The sequence below is a fragment of the uncultured Caulobacter sp. genome (assembly GCF_947036865.1).
Classification (GTDB): Bacteria; Pseudomonadota; Alphaproteobacteria; order Caulobacterales; family Caulobacteraceae; genus Caulobacter.
The window spans coordinates 17,372-31,613 of the sequence record NZ_CAMQSF010000013.1; the positions used below are offsets into that span (position 1 = coordinate 17,372).

General features: G+C 69.5%; 15 protein-coding genes and 1 pseudogene. 9 read left to right on the forward strand and 7 right to left on the reverse strand.

Going from position 1 to position 14,242, the window contains the following annotated elements:
- Position 1: 1 nt before the first annotated feature.
- The 4 genes from Q0V34_RS09645 to groES form a co-directional block, all read right to left on the reverse strand.
- The gene (locus tag Q0V34_RS09645; RefSeq protein WP_297511264.1) at positions 2 to 316 is read right to left on the reverse strand and encodes a hypothetical protein; all 315 of its coding nucleotides are present in this window, start codon (positions 314 to 316) and stop codon (positions 2 to 4) included.
- A 38-nt stretch (positions 317 to 354) separates the two neighbouring features.
- Positions 355 to 486, reverse strand: a complete 132-nt coding sequence (locus tag Q0V34_RS09650; RefSeq protein WP_297511125.1) for a hypothetical protein — start codon at positions 484 to 486, stop codon at positions 355 to 357.
- A 255-nt stretch (positions 487 to 741) separates the two neighbouring features.
- Positions 742 to 2,370 (reverse strand): chaperonin GroEL, encoded by a 1,629-nt coding sequence (groL, locus tag Q0V34_RS09655; RefSeq protein WP_297511126.1) that lies wholly within the window; start codon positions 2,368 to 2,370, stop codon positions 742 to 744.
- A 57-nt stretch (positions 2,371 to 2,427) separates the two neighbouring features.
- Positions 2,428 to 2,718: a co-chaperone GroES gene (gene groES / locus Q0V34_RS09660; protein ID WP_010918572.1), complete on the reverse strand. Its 291-nt coding sequence runs from the start codon at positions 2,716 to 2,718 to the stop codon at positions 2,428 to 2,430.
- A gap of 172 nt (positions 2,719 to 2,890) precedes the next feature.
- On the opposite strand from groES, the gene Q0V34_RS09665 reads away from it, so the two are divergent.
- The 3 genes from Q0V34_RS09665 (at position 2,891) to Q0V34_RS09675 (ending at position 4,516) form a co-directional block, all read left to right on the forward strand.
- Positions 2,891 to 3,274, forward strand: a complete 384-nt coding sequence (locus tag Q0V34_RS09665) for a VOC family protein (RefSeq protein ID WP_297511133.1) — start codon at positions 2,891 to 2,893, stop codon at positions 3,272 to 3,274.
- 8 nt (positions 3,275 to 3,282) lie between these two features.
- Positions 3,283 to 3,708 (forward strand): DUF4345 family protein, encoded by a 426-nt coding sequence (locus tag Q0V34_RS09670; protein ID WP_297511135.1) that lies wholly within the window; start codon positions 3,283 to 3,285, stop codon positions 3,706 to 3,708.
- Between the two features lie 88 nt (positions 3,709 to 3,796).
- Positions 3,797 to 4,516: a hypothetical protein gene (locus Q0V34_RS09675; RefSeq protein ID WP_297511137.1), complete on the forward strand. Its 720-nt coding sequence runs from the start codon at positions 3,797 to 3,799 to the stop codon at positions 4,514 to 4,516.
- On the opposite strand, the gene Q0V34_RS09680 is transcribed toward Q0V34_RS09675, so the two are convergent.
- Both Q0V34_RS09680 and Q0V34_RS09685 read right to left on the reverse strand, forming a co-directional pair.
- On the reverse strand, positions 4,466 to 5,005 hold the full coding sequence (locus Q0V34_RS09680) for a methylated-DNA--[protein]-cysteine S-methyltransferase (RefSeq protein WP_297511138.1): 540 nt from the start codon (positions 5,003 to 5,005) through the stop codon (positions 4,466 to 4,468). The two genes, Q0V34_RS09675 and Q0V34_RS09680, sit on opposite strands and share 51 nt — an antisense overlap.
- Positions 5,006 to 5,190: 185 nt before the next feature.
- Positions 5,191 to 6,495, reverse strand: a complete 1,305-nt coding sequence (locus Q0V34_RS09685) for an acyl-CoA dehydrogenase family protein (RefSeq protein ID WP_297511140.1) — start codon at positions 6,493 to 6,495, stop codon at positions 5,191 to 5,193.
- Positions 6,496 to 6,654: 159 nt separating this feature from the next.
- Between Q0V34_RS09685 and Q0V34_RS09690 the strand changes: the two genes are divergently transcribed.
- From Q0V34_RS09690 to Q0V34_RS09705, 4 genes and pseudogenes are all read left to right on the forward strand, one after another.
- Entirely contained in the window at positions 6,655 to 7,248 is a 594-nt protein-coding gene (locus tag Q0V34_RS09690) for a GNAT family protein (RefSeq protein WP_297511266.1), read from the forward strand.
- 74 nt (positions 7,249 to 7,322) lie between these two features.
- The gene (locus Q0V34_RS09695; protein WP_297511142.1) at positions 7,323 to 8,489 is read left to right on the forward strand and encodes a hypothetical protein; all 1,167 of its coding nucleotides are present in this window, start codon (positions 7,323 to 7,325) and stop codon (positions 8,487 to 8,489) included.
- Between the two features lie 96 nt (positions 8,490 to 8,585).
- Positions 8,586 to 9,833 (forward strand): hypothetical protein, encoded by a 1,248-nt coding sequence (locus Q0V34_RS09700; RefSeq protein ID WP_297511144.1) that lies wholly within the window; start codon positions 8,586 to 8,588, stop codon positions 9,831 to 9,833.
- A 40-nt stretch (positions 9,834 to 9,873) separates the two neighbouring features.
- Positions 9,874 to 9,978, forward strand: a pseudogene (locus tag Q0V34_RS09705) (TipAS antibiotic-recognition domain-containing protein); the annotation flags it as partial.
- Positions 9,979 to 10,134: 156 nt separating this feature from the next.
- Here Q0V34_RS09705 and mutL read toward each other — a convergent pair.
- Positions 10,135 to 12,063 (reverse strand): DNA mismatch repair endonuclease MutL, encoded by a 1,929-nt coding sequence (mutL, locus tag Q0V34_RS09710; protein WP_297511146.1) that lies wholly within the window; start codon positions 12,061 to 12,063, stop codon positions 10,135 to 10,137.
- Between the two features lie 143 nt (positions 12,064 to 12,206).
- Here mutL and Q0V34_RS09715 point away from each other — a divergent pair, with 143 nt between their 5' ends.
- Both Q0V34_RS09715 and Q0V34_RS09720 read left to right on the forward strand, forming a co-directional pair.
- A complete protein-coding gene (locus Q0V34_RS09715; protein ID WP_297511148.1) occupies positions 12,207 to 13,217 on the forward strand; it encodes a TraB/GumN family protein in 1,011 nt (336 codons plus the stop codon).
- A 57-nt stretch (positions 13,218 to 13,274) separates the two neighbouring features.
- Complete coding sequence (locus Q0V34_RS09720) at positions 13,275 to 14,213, forward strand: TraB/GumN family protein (RefSeq protein WP_297511150.1); 939 nt, start codon at positions 13,275 to 13,277, stop codon at positions 14,211 to 14,213.
- The last annotated feature ends 29 nt before the right edge of the window (positions 14,214 to 14,242 follow it).

Sequence of the window (14,242 nt, forward strand, 5' to 3'; positions counted from 1 at the left end):
GTCAGAGCGACAGCCACCGGCGGGGGTTCTTGTCGCCCAGGGCCCGCGCCTCTCCGGGCTTGAGGCCAAGCTCGCGCATGCGGTAGGCGACGATCTCGCGCAGGGCCTCGACGGGCTCCTGGCCGCCGACGGGGCTCGAAGCCACGGAGCCCGCGTTCATCGCCAGGTCCACGGCCGCCCACTCGGCCTGGGCCCGGTCGGCCTTGCCGACGGCGAAGTAGTGGCGGACGGGCGCGCGCTCGCCCGGGACCTCGACCATGACGCCGATGACCCAGCCTTGAACGATCAGATCGGCGTCGGGGCGCTGGCGGAACATCCGCCGCATGTAGCCTCGCGCGCCGCCGGGCGAAAGGGTCAGCCGATCAGCTGGAACGCCGCCTGACTGACCAGGCCCAGCGCCAGCCAGGCCGACAGGCCGATCACGACCAGCACCGACCTCGGCGTCCGCCGCCGACGATGGTTGGGAAGGATACGCACGAACGACATCACCGCCTCCATGCTCAAGGTCTCGCGAAAGCGTTAACGCGACCGTGGCCGGGCGCACGCCGGGCGATGTCAAAAACCGGCGAAAAAGTGTCGGGGCGCCCGCGCGACGCACGAAAAAGGGCGGAGCCTCGCGGCTCCGCCCTCATCCGTTTCAGCTTTCGGACTTGATGGACTTCTTAGAAGTCCATGTCGCCGCTCTGGATCGGCCTGGCCGATCCAGATCTCTTTGGAGAATGGGCGACTGTATGGACTTCCTTAGAAGTCCATGTCGCCCATGCCGCCCGGCGCGGCCGGAGCCGACTTCTTCGGAGCCTCGACGATCGCGGCTTCCGTGGTGATCATCAGACCGGCCACCGAAGCGGCGTTCTGCAGGGCGGTGCGGACCACCTTGGCCGGGTCGATGACGCCGTCGGCGACCAGGTCGACATACTGCTCGGTCTGGGCGTTGAAGCCGAACGAGCTGCTGTCGCTTTCCAGGATCTTGCCGACCACGATCGAGCCTTCGACGCCGGCGTTCTCGGCGATCTGGCGGATCGGCGACTGCAGGGCGCGGCGCACGATGGCGATGCCGGCCGTCTGGTCGTCGTTGTCGCCGGTCACGCCCGCCAGGGCCTTCGAGGCCTTCAGCAGGGCCGTGCCGCCGCCCGGGACGATGCCTTCATCGGCGGCCGCGCGGGTAGCGTTCAGGGCGTCGTCGACGCGGTCCTTCTTTTCCTTCACCTCGACTTCGGTCGAGCCGCCGACGCGGATGACCGCGACGCCGCCGGCCAGCTTGGCCAGACGCTCTTGCAGCTTTTCCTTGTCGTAGTCCGAGGTGGTGTCCTCGATCTGGCGCTTGATCTGGGCGATGCGGGCCTCGATGTCGGCCTTCTCGCCAATGCCGTCGACGATCGTGGTGTCGTCCTTGGTGATCGAGACCTTCTTGGCGCGGCCCAGCATGTCGAGCGAGACGTTCTCGAGCTTGATGCCGAGGTCTTCGCTGACGACTTGAGCGCCGGTCAGGATGGCGATGTCTTCCAGCATGGCCTTGCGGCGGTCGCCGAAGCCCGGAGCCTTGACGGCGGCGACGCGCAGGCCGCCGCGCAGCTTGTTGACGACCAGCGTGGCCAGGGCCTCGCCTTCGACGTCCTCGGCGATGATCAGCAGCGGACGGCCCGACTGGACGACGGCTTCCAGCACCGGCAGCAGCGGCTGCAGCGACGACAGCTTCTTTTCGAACAGGAGGATCAGCGGCTCTTCCAGCTGAACTTCCATCTTGTCGGCGTTGGTGATGAAGTACGGCGACAGGTAGCCGCGGTCGAACTGCATGCCTTCGACGACGTCGAGTTCGGTCTCGGCGGTCTTGGCTTCTTCGACGGTGATGACGCCTTCGTTGCCGACCTTGTCCATGGCCTTGGCGATCATCTCGCCGACTTCCTTGTCGCCGTTGGCCGAGATGGTGCCGACCTGGGCGATTTCGGCGTTGGTCGTGACCTTCTTCGACGAGGCCTTGATGTCCTCGACGGCGATGGCGACGGCCTTGTCGATGCCACGCTTCAGGTCCATCGGGTTCATGCCGGCGGCGACCGACTTCAGGCCTTCTTGCACGATGGCTTGGGCCAGGACCGTGGCGGTCGTGGTGCCGTCGCCGGCCTTGTCGTTGGTCTTGCTGGCGACTTCACGGATCATCTGAGCGCCGAGGTTCTCGAACTTGTCGGCCAGTTCGATTTCCTTGGCGACCGAGACGCCGTCCTTGGTCGTGCGCGGGGCGCCGAACGACTTTTCGATGACGACGTTGCGGCCCTTCGGGCCCAGGGTGACCTTCACCGCGTTGGCGAGGACGTTGACGCCGCGCAGCATCTTGTCGCGCGCGTCGGAGGAGAAATAGACGTCTTTGGCGGCCATTTTAGGTGCCTTTCTGGAATGAGGTTAGGGGGAGAAAGCGCTCGGGAGCGGGAGGCCTTAGGCCTCGACCACGCCCAGGACGTCGCTTTCCTTCATGATCAGCAGGTCCTGACCGTCGACCTTGACTTCGGTGCCCGACCACTTGCCGAACAGGATGCGGTCGCCGGCCTTGACGTCCAGGGCGACGACGTCGCCCTTGTCGTTACGCGCGCCGGGGCCGACGGCGACGACTTCGCCTTCCTGCGGCTTTTCCTTGGCGGTGTCGGGGATGATGATCCCGCCCTTGGTCTTGGTTTCTTCTTCGACGCGCTTCACGAGGACGCGGTCGCCCAGGGGACGAAACTTCATTCTGGTTCTCCGTCGGAACGGTTTAATAATGGCTTCGTCGACCGAGGAGGCGCTGCTGTTAGCAGTCGCTCCCTTCGAGTGCCAACGACGCCGGTGAGTTAGGCAGTGGCTCGAAGGGAGTCAAGAACGGCGCCGGCGAACTTTTTTCGAAATACGCCAAGGGGAGGCATCGATGTTCGACCACATGGGTTTGGGGACGGCTGATTTCCAGCGCTCGACGGCGTTCTACGACGCCGCCCTGGCGCCGCTGGGCGTCCGACAGCTCTATGTCGTTCCCAAGGCCTTCACGAACGGCGTGGACGTGGTCGGCTACGGTCGAGAGCGCCCGATGTTCTGGGTGAGCGGCGACAACGCCACGCGCGGCAGGCTGCATGTCGCGTTCGCGGCCGAGACCCGCGCCCAGGTCGACGCCTTTTACGACGCCGCGCTGCGCGCCGGCGGAAAAGACAATGGGGCGCCTGGACTTCGCCCACATTACGATCCGGACTATTACGGCGCGTTCGTTCTGGATCCGGACGGTTTCAACGTCGAGGCCGTCTGTCGGTCGCCGGAGTAGGGAAAACCATGTCGAGCTATGTCCTGTCCTTGTTCCTGGCGGTGGTGGCCTGCGTCATCGGCGGGGCGCTGGGCGGCATGATCCTGGCGCGGCCGCAGACGATGCTGGGTCTGGCGGGTCTGGCCGACGAGGACACGCCCAAGCCGCCGCTGTTCGCCGAGGGCCGGGCGATGGGCGGCGTGCTGATCGCCTCGCACGGGGTGGCGGCGCTGTATCTGGGCTATCAGCCGAGGATCGGCGCGGCCATGGCGCTCGCCTTGGCGGTCGCCTGGCTGGGGGCGGCGGCGGGCCGAGCGCTCTCGGCGGCGCTGGACGGCGAGGCGGGGCGCTTCAACGCCGGATCGATGGTCTTCAACGCCCTGATCGGGATCACGCTCAGCCTGCCGTTTTTCCAAGTCGGCCGTGTTCTGCTGCGCGGCGCGGCGTTGGCCTAATTTCCGCCGCAAGGTCCCGCTCTAGCTCTCCCGGAGATTGTGGGAGAGAGGCATGACGGCTTCACGGCGAGATTTGATCGGCGGCGCCTTGGCGGCCGCCATCGCGGCCGGCGCGGCGCGGGCGGACGACGGGAGCAAGCCGCCCGTGGTCTACAAGGACCCGACGCCACGCGCCGACATCCTCGACACGCCCGCGCTGAAGAGAAACATCCTGGCGCTGAGCTTCAAGCAACCGCCGGCCGGCCTAACCGTCCCCCGCGTCAAGGTCGAGGGCGCTTCCGGCCTCCGCGATCTTCGATTCCAGCCCGGCCTGACCCTGTTGTCGCTATGGGCGCCCTGGTGCGCGCCTTGCCTGGTGGAATTGAGGGATCTGGCGGCGCGGCGACGGCTCTTTGAAGGCAAGCGTTTTCGCATGCTGCCTGTGCTGACGGGGCCGCGGGGCGAGATCTCCCTGGGCGAAGCGCGCGCCGCGCTCGCCAAGGTCGGCGCGGAGACGATGGAGGTGACGATCGACCGTTCGCCGGGGTCGCGCGTCCTGCTCGAGACGCTCGCCCTACGCGAAAGGCCCGGCGGCTCCGGCTTGGGCGGCAACCTGCCCTGTAATCTGTTGGTCGACGAAGAGGGTCGGGTGCTGGCCCGGCAGTTCGGCGCGCCGCTAGACCTCAAGCTCGAGCCCGGTCAACTGCCGACGGCGGAGATGCGGGCCAACGCCCGCACCCGGTGGGCCGGCGCCGAAGGCGAGGCGCTGCTGGGCGCCCTACAACGCGGCGAGGTGGCCGGCGCGCCCGCCCCCCGCCTCGTGGGCTAGCAGCCAGCGCTTGCGCTCCATCCCACCGCCGTAGCCGGTCAGCGCCCCGTTCAGGCCGATCACCCGGTGACAGGGCGCGACGAGGCTCAAGGGGTTCGCCCCGTTGGCTTGGCCGGCGGCGCGGATCGCGTTCGGACGCCCGGCCCGCCGCGCGAGCTCGGAATAGGTGATCGTCTGGCCGGCGGGAATCCGCGTCAGCGCGGTCCACACCGCGATCTGAAACGCCGTCCCGTTCGTCGCCCAGGGGACGGCGGCGAGCGCCGCGAACGCGCCCTCGAAATAGGCCTCGAGCGCCCGGCGGACCGCGACCGGCGCGGCGCCCGGCTCCGGGCGTAGCGCGCCGTAGTGGGTCCTGAGCAGGCGATCCAACCGGTGCTCGTGGTCATGGAAATCCAGCGCCCTCAGGACGCCGGCCTCGTCGCTGACGAGCAGCACCTCGCCGATCGGCGAAGGCGCGCGGTCGAGGACGAGGCGGGCGGGACGACTCATGCGGCGATGGTCGCCGGTCGAGGCCAGGCTGTCCGCCCGGAATTTGCGGTTTGTCTAGTGAATCCCTCCCCCTCGATGGGGGAGGGGCAGGGGTGGGGGTGACCACGGTGGTTGATGCGGCGCGACGCCGCCAACTCAGCGATCACCCCCATCCCCGACCCTTCTCCCGCAAGGGGAGAAGGAGCCTACCGGATCCCCGGCACGTGCAGGGCGGCTTCCTTGTCGGCCTTCTGCTTGTAGGCGAGGTCGCCGTACTTGGACATTTCCATGCGGGCGATGGTGCGGCAGTGGACCTCGTCCGGACCGTCGGCCAGGCGCAGGGTGCGAATGCCGGCATAGGCCTTGGCCAGGCCGTAGTCGGTGGTGACCCCGCCGCCGCCGTGCGCCTGGATGGCGTCGTCGATGACCTTCAGGGCCAGGCGCGGGGCGGCGACCTTGATCATCGCGATTTCCAGGCGGGCCGACTTGTTGCCGGCCTTGTCCATCATGTCGGCGGCCTTCAGGCAGAGCAGGCGGCACATCTCGATGTCGATGCGGGCCTCGGCGATGCGCTGCTCCCAGACCGAGTGGTCGGAGATGTACTTGCCGAACGCCTTCCGGGTCATCAGGCGCTTGACCATCTTTTCCAGCGCGACTTCCGCCGTGCCGATGGTGCGCATGCAGTGGTGGATGCGGCCGGGGCCCAGGCGCCCCTGGGCGATCTCGAAGCCGCGGCCCTCGCCCAGCAGCAGCGCGTCCTCGATCGGCACGCGCACGTCCTTCAGCACCACCTCGGCGTGACCGTGCGGGGCGTCGTCATAGCCGAACACCGGCAGCATGCGGACGACCTCGATGCCCGGGGCGTCCAGCGGCACCAGGACCTGGCTCTGCTGGCTGTGGGTCGAGGCGGTCGGATCGGTCTTGCCCATCACGATCGCCACCTTGCAGCGCGGATCGCCGACGCCCGAGCTCCACCACTTGCGGCCGTTGATCACATAGTGGTCGCCGTCGCGCTCGATGCGGGTCTCGATATTGGTGGCGTCCGAGCTGGCCACCGCCGGCTCGGTCATCAGGAAGGCCGAGCGGATCTCGCCGTTCATCAGCGGGCGCAGCCAGCGCTCCTTCTGCGCCAGCGTGCCGTAGCGCATCAGCACTTCCATGTTGCCGGTGTCGGGCGCCGAGCAGTTGAACACTTCCGAGGCGAAGCCGACCTTGCCCATCTGCTCGGCGATCAGGCTGTATTCGAGGTTCGTCAGCTGCTCGCCCTCGAACTCGAAGGTGTCGTCGACATGGGTCTGGCCGCTGTGCGGCGGCATGAAGAAGTTCCACAGGCCGGCGGCCTTGGCCTTCTTCTTCAGGTCCTCGACGACCTGAACGACCTTCCAGCGCTCGGCCCCCAGCACGTTCATCTCGGCCTCGTAGGCCGGGACGGCCGGATAGATGTGCTCGTCCATGAACGCGACGACGCGATCCATGAACAGGCGTTGCTTGGGGGAGATGTCGAAGTCCATGGCCGTTCCCTCTGCCCGCTTATCGGTGTGTCAAACAGTTGTTTGAAGTGGTTGTAACACCGCCTTGACGCGAGGGGCAAGCGGGCAGAGGCGCGTAAGGACAAGCAATCGGCGCGGGAGCGGGTTGTCATGGCGCGGGTCCTGTCCGAAAACAGCCCCATGCTGACCTTGACCGCCGACACCCTCCAGGGCCGCTATGTCCGGCTCGAACCGATCACCGTCGACCATCGCGACGAACTGAAGGGGGCGATCGACTGTGATCCCGAAAGCTGGGAGATCATGTCGGTCAACGGCTGCGGCGAGGGCTTCGAGGACTTCTGGGGCGCGCTGCAGGGCGAGACCGACCGGGGCGAACGGATCGGTTTCGCGATCCGCCGCCAGTCCGACGGCAAGGTGGTCGGTACGTCCAGCTACCTGAACATCCGCCGGCTGCACGGCGGGCTGGAGATCGGCGCGACCTTCCTCAATCCCGAAGCGCGCTCGGGTCCGGTGAATCCGGAGAGCAAGCGCCTGCTGCTGGCGCACGCCTTCGACGGCGGCGCGATCCGGGTCGAGTTCGTCACCGACGTGCGCAACGCCCGCAGCCAGGCCGCCATCCTCAAGCTCGGCGCGACCAAGGAAGGCGTGCTGCGCAATCACAAGGTCACCTGGACCGGCCATATCCGCGACACGGCGGTGTTCTCGATCACCGACTACGACTGGCCGGCCGTGCGCGAGCGGCTGGAGTTCCGGCTCAGCGAGACCTTCGCCTGACGTCCGCGGCATTCGGACGCGGGCCGGCCCGGACCAATAATTTGTAAAGCAAGCTTGGCCGTGAATACCCGCCCATGGCGGGGATGGCTTGTCTGCGGATCTGCATCGAACACGGCGCGCGAACCGTCGCGATCGACGGGGTGACGCCGGCCAAGATCGACAAGGCGGCCGCGGGCTATATCGATCTGCGCTGGCGGGCGCCGCGCCGTCACGGCCGCGTGGGTCCGGGCGCCTACCTGCTGATCGATCCCGTCGCCGAGGCCTTGGACGGCGAGGAGCTGCGCCAGATGGCGGCCGAGCTGCAACGGCATCTGTTCGGCGCCCAGGGTCAGCAGGATCTCTGCATGCTGACCTTCGAGGGCGACGAGGAGCAGGTTCTCAACTTCACCACCCTGCCGGAGGCCGAACTGCTGGGCATGCGCGGAGGCGAGGAGCCGCCGCCCCAGCCGGGCCGCACCCGGATCGTCAGCCAGGACGGCGTGCGCGAGCTCGCGCCCTGGGGCTCCACGCCCCGGGTGGTCGCCGACAAGCCCAAGGCCGAGCCGCCGGCCCCGGCGCGCCTCGGCTGGCGCGGCGTCTACAGCCTCCCCCGCCAGAGGTTCGAGGCCAGCCATATCCAGTCCTTCCTGAAGCCCGGCGAGGTCGAGCCTCGGACGGACGCCGATTTCATGAACAGGGACCTCCTGGCGCTGGAACGCGCCGTGGCCGCCCTGGAGGAGGCTCCTCAGCTCCGGGCCTGGGTCGGCGTGCGCCTCTGGAGCATCGCGCGCGCCGGCCTGCGCGACGCCTGTGGCGAGCGGTTTGCGGCGATTTCGCCCTTGGTCCGCGAGCGGCTCGGCGCCCTCGTCTATGACGCGCCGCGCGATCCGCCCTTCTCGGCGATCGGCGCCTTGCGCGAGCTGGTGCGGCCTCATTTCGCGCGGGTGGGGCTCCGGGTGAGCGATCCGGGCTTCTACGCCCAGGCCTTGCCGGACGCCCTGGTCGACCGCGTCTTCCTCCAGCTGCCCGACGAGGACGAGAAGGCGCGCCTGCTCAAGGCCCAGCGCTTCCTGTCGGCGCGCGGCCAGTATCTGGGCCGAAAGTTGACGATGGGACTGGCCGGAGTGCGCGCGCCGCGCGAGCTGGAGCTCGCGGCGCGGATGGGCGCCCAGTACGTCGAAGGACCGCTGGTGAGCGCCCTGTTCGCGGCGCCGGTCGCCGACCAGGCGGTCCCGCTGAGCGAGCTCCCGCTCAGGGCTTGAAGGTCCGGGCCGGATCGCTGAGGCGTTTCGCCACGGGGCGGGAAAATCCAGCCCCGCCTAACGAATTGGCGAGGAATGACAGGGCATGTTTCGCGCATGACGGCTATCGCCTGCCTTCGGATCCTGTTCACCGTCGACGGCGACATTCGCCCCGGCGATATCCCCAAGCACAAGGCGCAGGGGGTGGCGGATGCGTTCCTAAAGGCCAAGTGGCGCGCGCCCCGGAAATGCGGCGCCGTCGCGCCGCTGGCCTTCGTGCTGGCCGATCATCGCATCGAGCAGCTGGACCCGGCCGAGGTGCAGGGCCTGGCGATCCAGCTCGAAAAGGTTCTGTTCCCCAGCCGCCCCATCGGCCAGATCGCCTTGATGATGTTCGAGGGCGACGAGACGGCCGTCCTGCATTTCTCCGCCCTGTCCCAGAAGGAGCTGGCGGCCCTGATGGCCGGCGAGGGTTACGGCGGCGATCCGGGCCGCGTGCACATGGTCACCGCCGACGCCGTCAAGCCGTTGCCGGCCACGCGCGAGGAGGCCAAGGCTCTCGCGGCCGAGAAGGCCCGGACGGCGGCGCCGCCGCCCGCGCCGGAGCCGGTCAAGCCGACCGCCAAGGCCGCGCCCGCGCCGCCGCCGATCGAAAAGCCCAAGCCCGCCGCCGCCAAGCCGGCCGAGACCGGCTGGTGGGGCGTCTATGACCTGGCCAAGAGCGCCTTCGCCGGTTCGGCGATCGGCATGCGGGCCGATCTGAGCGAGCCGCCGCCCGAGGACGACGCCAAGCTGCTGAAGCGGGACCTCGTCGCGCTCACCGACCTTCAGACGGCGCTGAAGGCCGCCCCCTTCGGCGAAATCCAGGCCTCGTTCGGGTTCTGGAATCTGATCACGCCCACGTCCCAGGAAGCCTATAAGGCGCGCCTGTCGCGCCTGCCGCTCGACGCGCGGTCGCGACTGACCGCCTCGATCTATGGCGCCCCGCGCGAAGCCTCGATCGGCATGTTGCAGCAGATGCGGGCGCTGCTGACGGGGGCCTTCGCCGCCATGGACTTGCGGATCACCGATCCGACCTTCCCCGTCCAGGGCCTGCCCCCCGAGCTGCTGGAAAGCGTCACCCTGGTCCTGTCGGGCGAGACCGAGCCGGCGCGCCTGAAGCAGATCCTCAAATTCGTCGAGCGCAAGTCCGCCTACGCCGCCAAGGGCGTGGCCCAGGGCGTCGCCAATGTCGCCTCGGCCGTCGAGCTGGAGGCCTGCAAGGTCGCGGGCGTCGCGCGCGTGCAGGGACCGGCGGTCACCGCGCTGCTGGACCGGCCGGTCGAAGACCCCGCCGGCGAACTGGCGACCCAAAGCGCCGCCTGAAGGATTTCGCCGCTTGACCCTCACGCGACGTCAGACCTGCCTTTACCAGGAGCACCCGGAGTTCACCGCGCGCTACGAGGCGATCGCGCCTGGCCTGACCGAGTACCTCGCCGAGGCGATGCGGGTGTTCGCGGAGCGGCGGTAGCAGGCCTGGCTCGGGATCAAAACGCGTGTCATCCCGGAAGCCTCGTAGAGGCTATCCGGGACCCGGGGGCGGTGCGCATGGCGTTCCTTCACCCCCTGGGTCCCGGCTCTCCGCTGCGCTACGGCCGGGATGACACGGTGAAAAGACGCTAAAGCCCTACCGCCGCCCGAACAGCTTCTCGATATCGGCCAGCTTCAGCTCCACATAGGTCGGGCGGCCGTGGTTGCACTGGCCCGAGTGGGGCGTGGCCTCCATCTCGCGCAGCAGGGCGTTCATCTCGGCGGCGTTCAGGCGGCGGCCGGCGCGGACGCTGCCGTGACAGGCCATGGTCGAGCAGACCTCCTCCAGCCGCTCCTTCAGCGCCAGGGCCGCGCCGTTCTCGGCCAGGTCGTCGGCGATGTCGCGGACCAGGGCGGCCGCGTCGGTCTTGCCCAGCAGGGCCGGGGTCTCGCGCACCAGCACCGCGCCCGGGCCGAAGCTCTCGACGACCAGACCCAGGCTGGCCAGCTCGTCGGCTCGCGCGACCACCCGCTCGGCCTCGGCCGGGTCGAGGTCGACGACCTCGGGCAGCAGCAGGGTCTGGCGGGCCACGCCGCCGGCCGCCATCTCGCCCTTCATCCGCTCATAGACGAGCCGCTCGTGCGCGGCGTGCTGGTCGACGATGACCATGCCGTCGCGGGTCTGGGCGACGATATAGGTCTCGTGCACCTGAGCCCGCGCCGCGCCGAGGGGATAGTCGACATAGCCCTCTCCCCCTTGCGGGGAGAGGGTTGGGAGTGGGGGTGTCGGCTCGGCGTCGGTCCAGTCCGGCGCGGCCCATTCCGAGCCGGCGCCCCCACCCCCTGGCCCCCTCCCCGCGAGGGGGAGGGGGAAATCTCCCTCCACCCGCGCCGAAACCTCGTTCAGCCCCGGCAGGTCCATCGGCCGCTGCGTCGGCGGCGTCCAGCCGCCCTCGCGCCAGGCCGAGAAGCCGGCGGCGGAGGGACCGGGCTGATACCCCGGGAACGGGCTTTGCTGGGCGCGGATGCTGTCCAGGGCCTGGGCGGCCACCGTGGTCGAGGCGCGGTGGCCGGCGCCGGCCAGGGCGTGGCGCAGGGCGCCGACGATTAGGCCGCGCACCAGGGCCGGATCGCGGAACCGCACCTCGGCCTTGGCCGGGTGAACGTTGACGTCGACCTCGGTCGGTTCCAGCGTCACATAGAGCGCCGCCGTCGGGTGGCGGTCGCGCGCGAGAAAGTCGGCATAGGCCGCGCGCAGGGCGCCCTGCAGCAGCCGGTCGCGCACCGGCCGGCCGTTGACGAACAGGTACTGGTGGGCCGCGTTGCCGCGATTATAGGTCGGCAAGCCGGCGAAGCCCGACAGGCGCACGCCGTCTCGCGTCTGGTCGATCTCCAGGGCGTTGTCCTGGAACTCGCGGCCCAGCACGGCGGCCAGGCGCGCCAGGCGCCCGCGCGGCCCCGGATGCTCCGGCGGCAGGCGCAACACGCGGCGGCCGTCGATGTCCAGCGAGAAGCCCACGGACTCGTGGGCCATGGCCTGGCGCTTGATCTCCTCGGTGATCGCCAGGGCCTCGGCGCGTTCGGACTTCATGAACTTCAGGCGGGCCGGGGTGGCGTAGAAGAGGTCGCGCACCTCGATCCGCGCGCCGTGCGGACCCGGAAAGGCGGCCGGCGCGACGTCGCCGACCTGGCCGCCCTCGACCAGGATCGAGAACGCGTCGCTGGCCCCCTTGGCGCGCGAGGCGATCGACAGCCGCGCCACCGAGCCGATCGACGGCAGGGCCTCGCCCCGGAAGCCCATGGTGTGGATCCGCAAGAGGTCCCACAGGCCGTCGGCGTCGGGCGCCAGCTTGGAGGTCGCGTGGCGCTCGATGGCGATCGGCAGCTCTTCGGCCGACAGGCCGCAGCCGTCGTCGGCCACCAGGATCCGCGTCAGGCCGCCGCCGTGGGCCTCGACCTCGATCCGCGTGGCGCCGGCGTCGATGGCGTTGTCGACCAGCTCCTTGATCGCGCTGGCCGGCCGCTCGACCACCTCGCCGGCGGCGATGCGGTTGACGGTCTCGGGCGGCAGGCGGCGGATGGGCATCAAGCGGACTTTCGGGCGGAGCGCGCCGGCGACCGAGCGCCACCATTGCGACTCCTTAATTTGACCGGCCGGACGGCGGTCGGCCAAGCAAGGACGACCGACATATCTAGCGCGATTCCGCCGCCGTTCGAGGAACAGCCGTCTTGACCCCGCCCCGCATCGCCGCCGCCGCCGGCCTGGCGCTCTCCCTGCTGCTGTGCGGCTCGGCCCTGGCCCAGGTCGAGGGCAGGAACGAGGTCTCGATCCACCAGACCAAGCCGGTGGACCTGACCCCGGTCGACAGCCAGGCCAACCTCGTCGAGGAGCTGATCGTCAATGCCCGCCTGCCGGGGCCGGCCTGGTGGAAGGTCTCGGACGCCGACACCACCGTCTATGTGATGGGCATGCCGGCCTTCGTTCCGGACAAGCTCGACTTCGACGACTCGGTCCTGCGGCGACGACTGGACGGGGCCAACGTGCTGATCATCGGCCAGCAGCCGGAGTTCCGAATCCTCAGCTTGCTGGCCCTGATCCCTGGTCGCGGGAAGCCGTTCCTGATGGATCGGCCGATGCGCGAGACCCTGCCGCCGGACCTGCGCGCGCGCCTGGAGCGGCAACTGGCCGCCCAGAAGAAGCCGCTCAACGAGTTCGACGACCTCAAGCCCGCCCTGGCCGGCTTCATGATCGCCGAGGGACGGGGCGGAAACGTCACCATGACCCTCGACGAGCTGACCAAACGCATTCGGAGCCTCGCGAAGGACAAGGACCTCAAGTCCGCGCCCCGCATCAAGAAGCTCGACGACTACGACCTGATCGGCCTGGTCAAGTCGCTGAGCGAGGCGCCCCCGCCCCTTCAGGAGCTCTGCCTGGACGCGGGCCTGCGCCAGGCCGAGAACGGTCTGGCCAGCGTGCGCGAGACCGCCGACCAGTGGGCCCGGGGCCAGGTGCGCGAGGTCGTTTCGGCCGATCGCGGCTTCCAGCGCTGCCTGGCCTCGACCCCGTGGATCGCGCGCCAATTCAAGGACGGCCAGGACGACGCCGTGGAGGCCATCGCCACGGCCTTGAAGAAGCCCGGCAAGGCCGTGGCGATCATCGAGCTGCGCTCGCTGCTGTCGCGGGACGGGGTGCTCGATCGCCTGCGGGCGAAGGGCTTCACCGTAACGCCGCCGGAATAGGGTCAAGCTTCCGCCATCGAGGCCGATCAGGGTCGCGCGGCGAAGAAGGGGGAAGACATGCGCGTGACCTTGACGGCCCTGGGGCTTGTTCTGGCGCTGGCCGGCGCCGCGCGCGCCCAGGCGATCGACGATCCGCAGGCCAATGTGGTCGAGGCCCTGGTGGTCAGCGCCAAGCTGCCTGGCCCCGCCTGGTGGCGGGTCTCCGACGCCGACACCACGATCTATGTGCTCGGTCTGCCGTCGTCGCTGCCGAAGGGGCAGGCTTGGGACCGCTCGGTGCTGGAGCGGCGGCTCGACGGCGCCTTCGCCCTGCTGACGCCGCCGATCTGGCAGGCCGGGCTGACCGACATTCCCGCCATGCTCCGGCTGCGCGGCAGCCTGAAGGACGACGGCGGCTGGACCGCGCGGGCGCCGGAGCTGGCGGCGCGGACCCAGAAGGCGTGGACCGCGGTCGACAAGAACGACGACGGCTGGCGCAAGTGGAAGCCGCTGTTCGTCGCGCTGCGACTGAACGGCAAGGCCAACAAGCAGGCCGAGCTGCAGATGTCCGAGCCGGATCGGACCATCCAGAAACTGGCTCGCGACCGGCGGGTCAAGGCGCGGCCGGCGGCGGTCCACAAGGCCATGCCGATGCTGACGTCCCTGGTGCGCGAGCACAGCGAGGCGGCGGGGCTGACCTGCCTGTCCGAGACCCTCGACGCGGTCGAGGCCGGCCCCGCTCCGGTGCGCGTCGCCGCCGAGGCCTGGGCTCAGGGCCGCGTCAAGGACGCCCTGGCCGGGCCGCGCAGCGCCGAGCGCTGCGAGCTGCTGATGCCCGGCGTCTCCGATCTCAAGCGCCAACTGGTCGACGACGAGGTCGAGGGCCTGACGGACCTCCTCAAGACCCCCGGCCACGCTGTGGCGTTCTTCCCCCTGCGGGCCCTGGTCGCCGAGAACGGCGTGCTGGACAAGCTGCGGGCGCGGGGGATCACGGTGAAGACGCCGGGGGACGGGTAGGGCTGGCCCAGCCTTCTCCCTTCCCCCTT

Excerpts from the sequence above, each read along its gene's own strand:
- Q0V34_RS09665 (WP_297511133.1), top strand. The coding sequence starts at position 2,891 with ATGTTCGACCACATGGGTTTGGGGACGGCTGATTTCCAGCGCTCGACG.
- Q0V34_RS09680 (WP_297511138.1), bottom strand. The coding sequence starts at position 5,005 with ATGAGTCGTCCCGCCCGCCTCGTCCTCGACCGCGCGCCTTCGCCGATC.
- Q0V34_RS09645 (WP_297511264.1), bottom strand. The coding sequence starts at position 316 with ATGTTCCGCCAGCGCCCCGACGCCGATCTGATCGTTCAAGGCTGGGTC.
- Q0V34_RS09700 (WP_297511144.1), top strand. The coding sequence starts at position 8,586 with ATGACGGCTATCGCCTGCCTTCGGATCCTGTTCACCGTCGACGGCGAC.
- Q0V34_RS09720 (WP_297511150.1), top strand. The coding sequence starts at position 13,275 with ATGCGCGTGACCTTGACGGCCCTGGGGCTTGTTCTGGCGCTGGCCGGC.
- Q0V34_RS09685 (WP_297511140.1), bottom strand. The coding sequence starts at position 6,495 with ATGGACTTCGACATCTCCCCCAAGCAACGCCTGTTCATGGATCGCGTC.
- Q0V34_RS09695 (WP_297511142.1), top strand. The coding sequence starts at position 7,323 with ATGGCGGGGATGGCTTGTCTGCGGATCTGCATCGAACACGGCGCGCGA.
- groL (WP_297511126.1), bottom strand. The coding sequence starts at position 2,370 with ATGGCCGCCAAAGACGTCTATTTCTCCTCCGACGCGCGCGACAAGATG.
- Q0V34_RS09670 (WP_297511135.1), top strand. The coding sequence starts at position 3,283 with ATGTCGAGCTATGTCCTGTCCTTGTTCCTGGCGGTGGTGGCCTGCGTC.
- Q0V34_RS09690 (WP_297511266.1), top strand. The coding sequence starts at position 6,655 with ATGCTGACCTTGACCGCCGACACCCTCCAGGGCCGCTATGTCCGGCTC.
- Q0V34_RS09650 (WP_297511125.1), bottom strand. The coding sequence starts at position 486 with ATGTCGTTCGTGCGTATCCTTCCCAACCATCGTCGGCGGCGGACGCCG.
- mutL (WP_297511146.1), bottom strand. The coding sequence starts at position 12,063 with ATGCCCATCCGCCGCCTGCCGCCCGAGACCGTCAACCGCATCGCCGCC.
- groES (WP_010918572.1), bottom strand. The coding sequence starts at position 2,718 with ATGAAGTTTCGTCCCCTGGGCGACCGCGTCCTCGTGAAGCGCGTCGAA.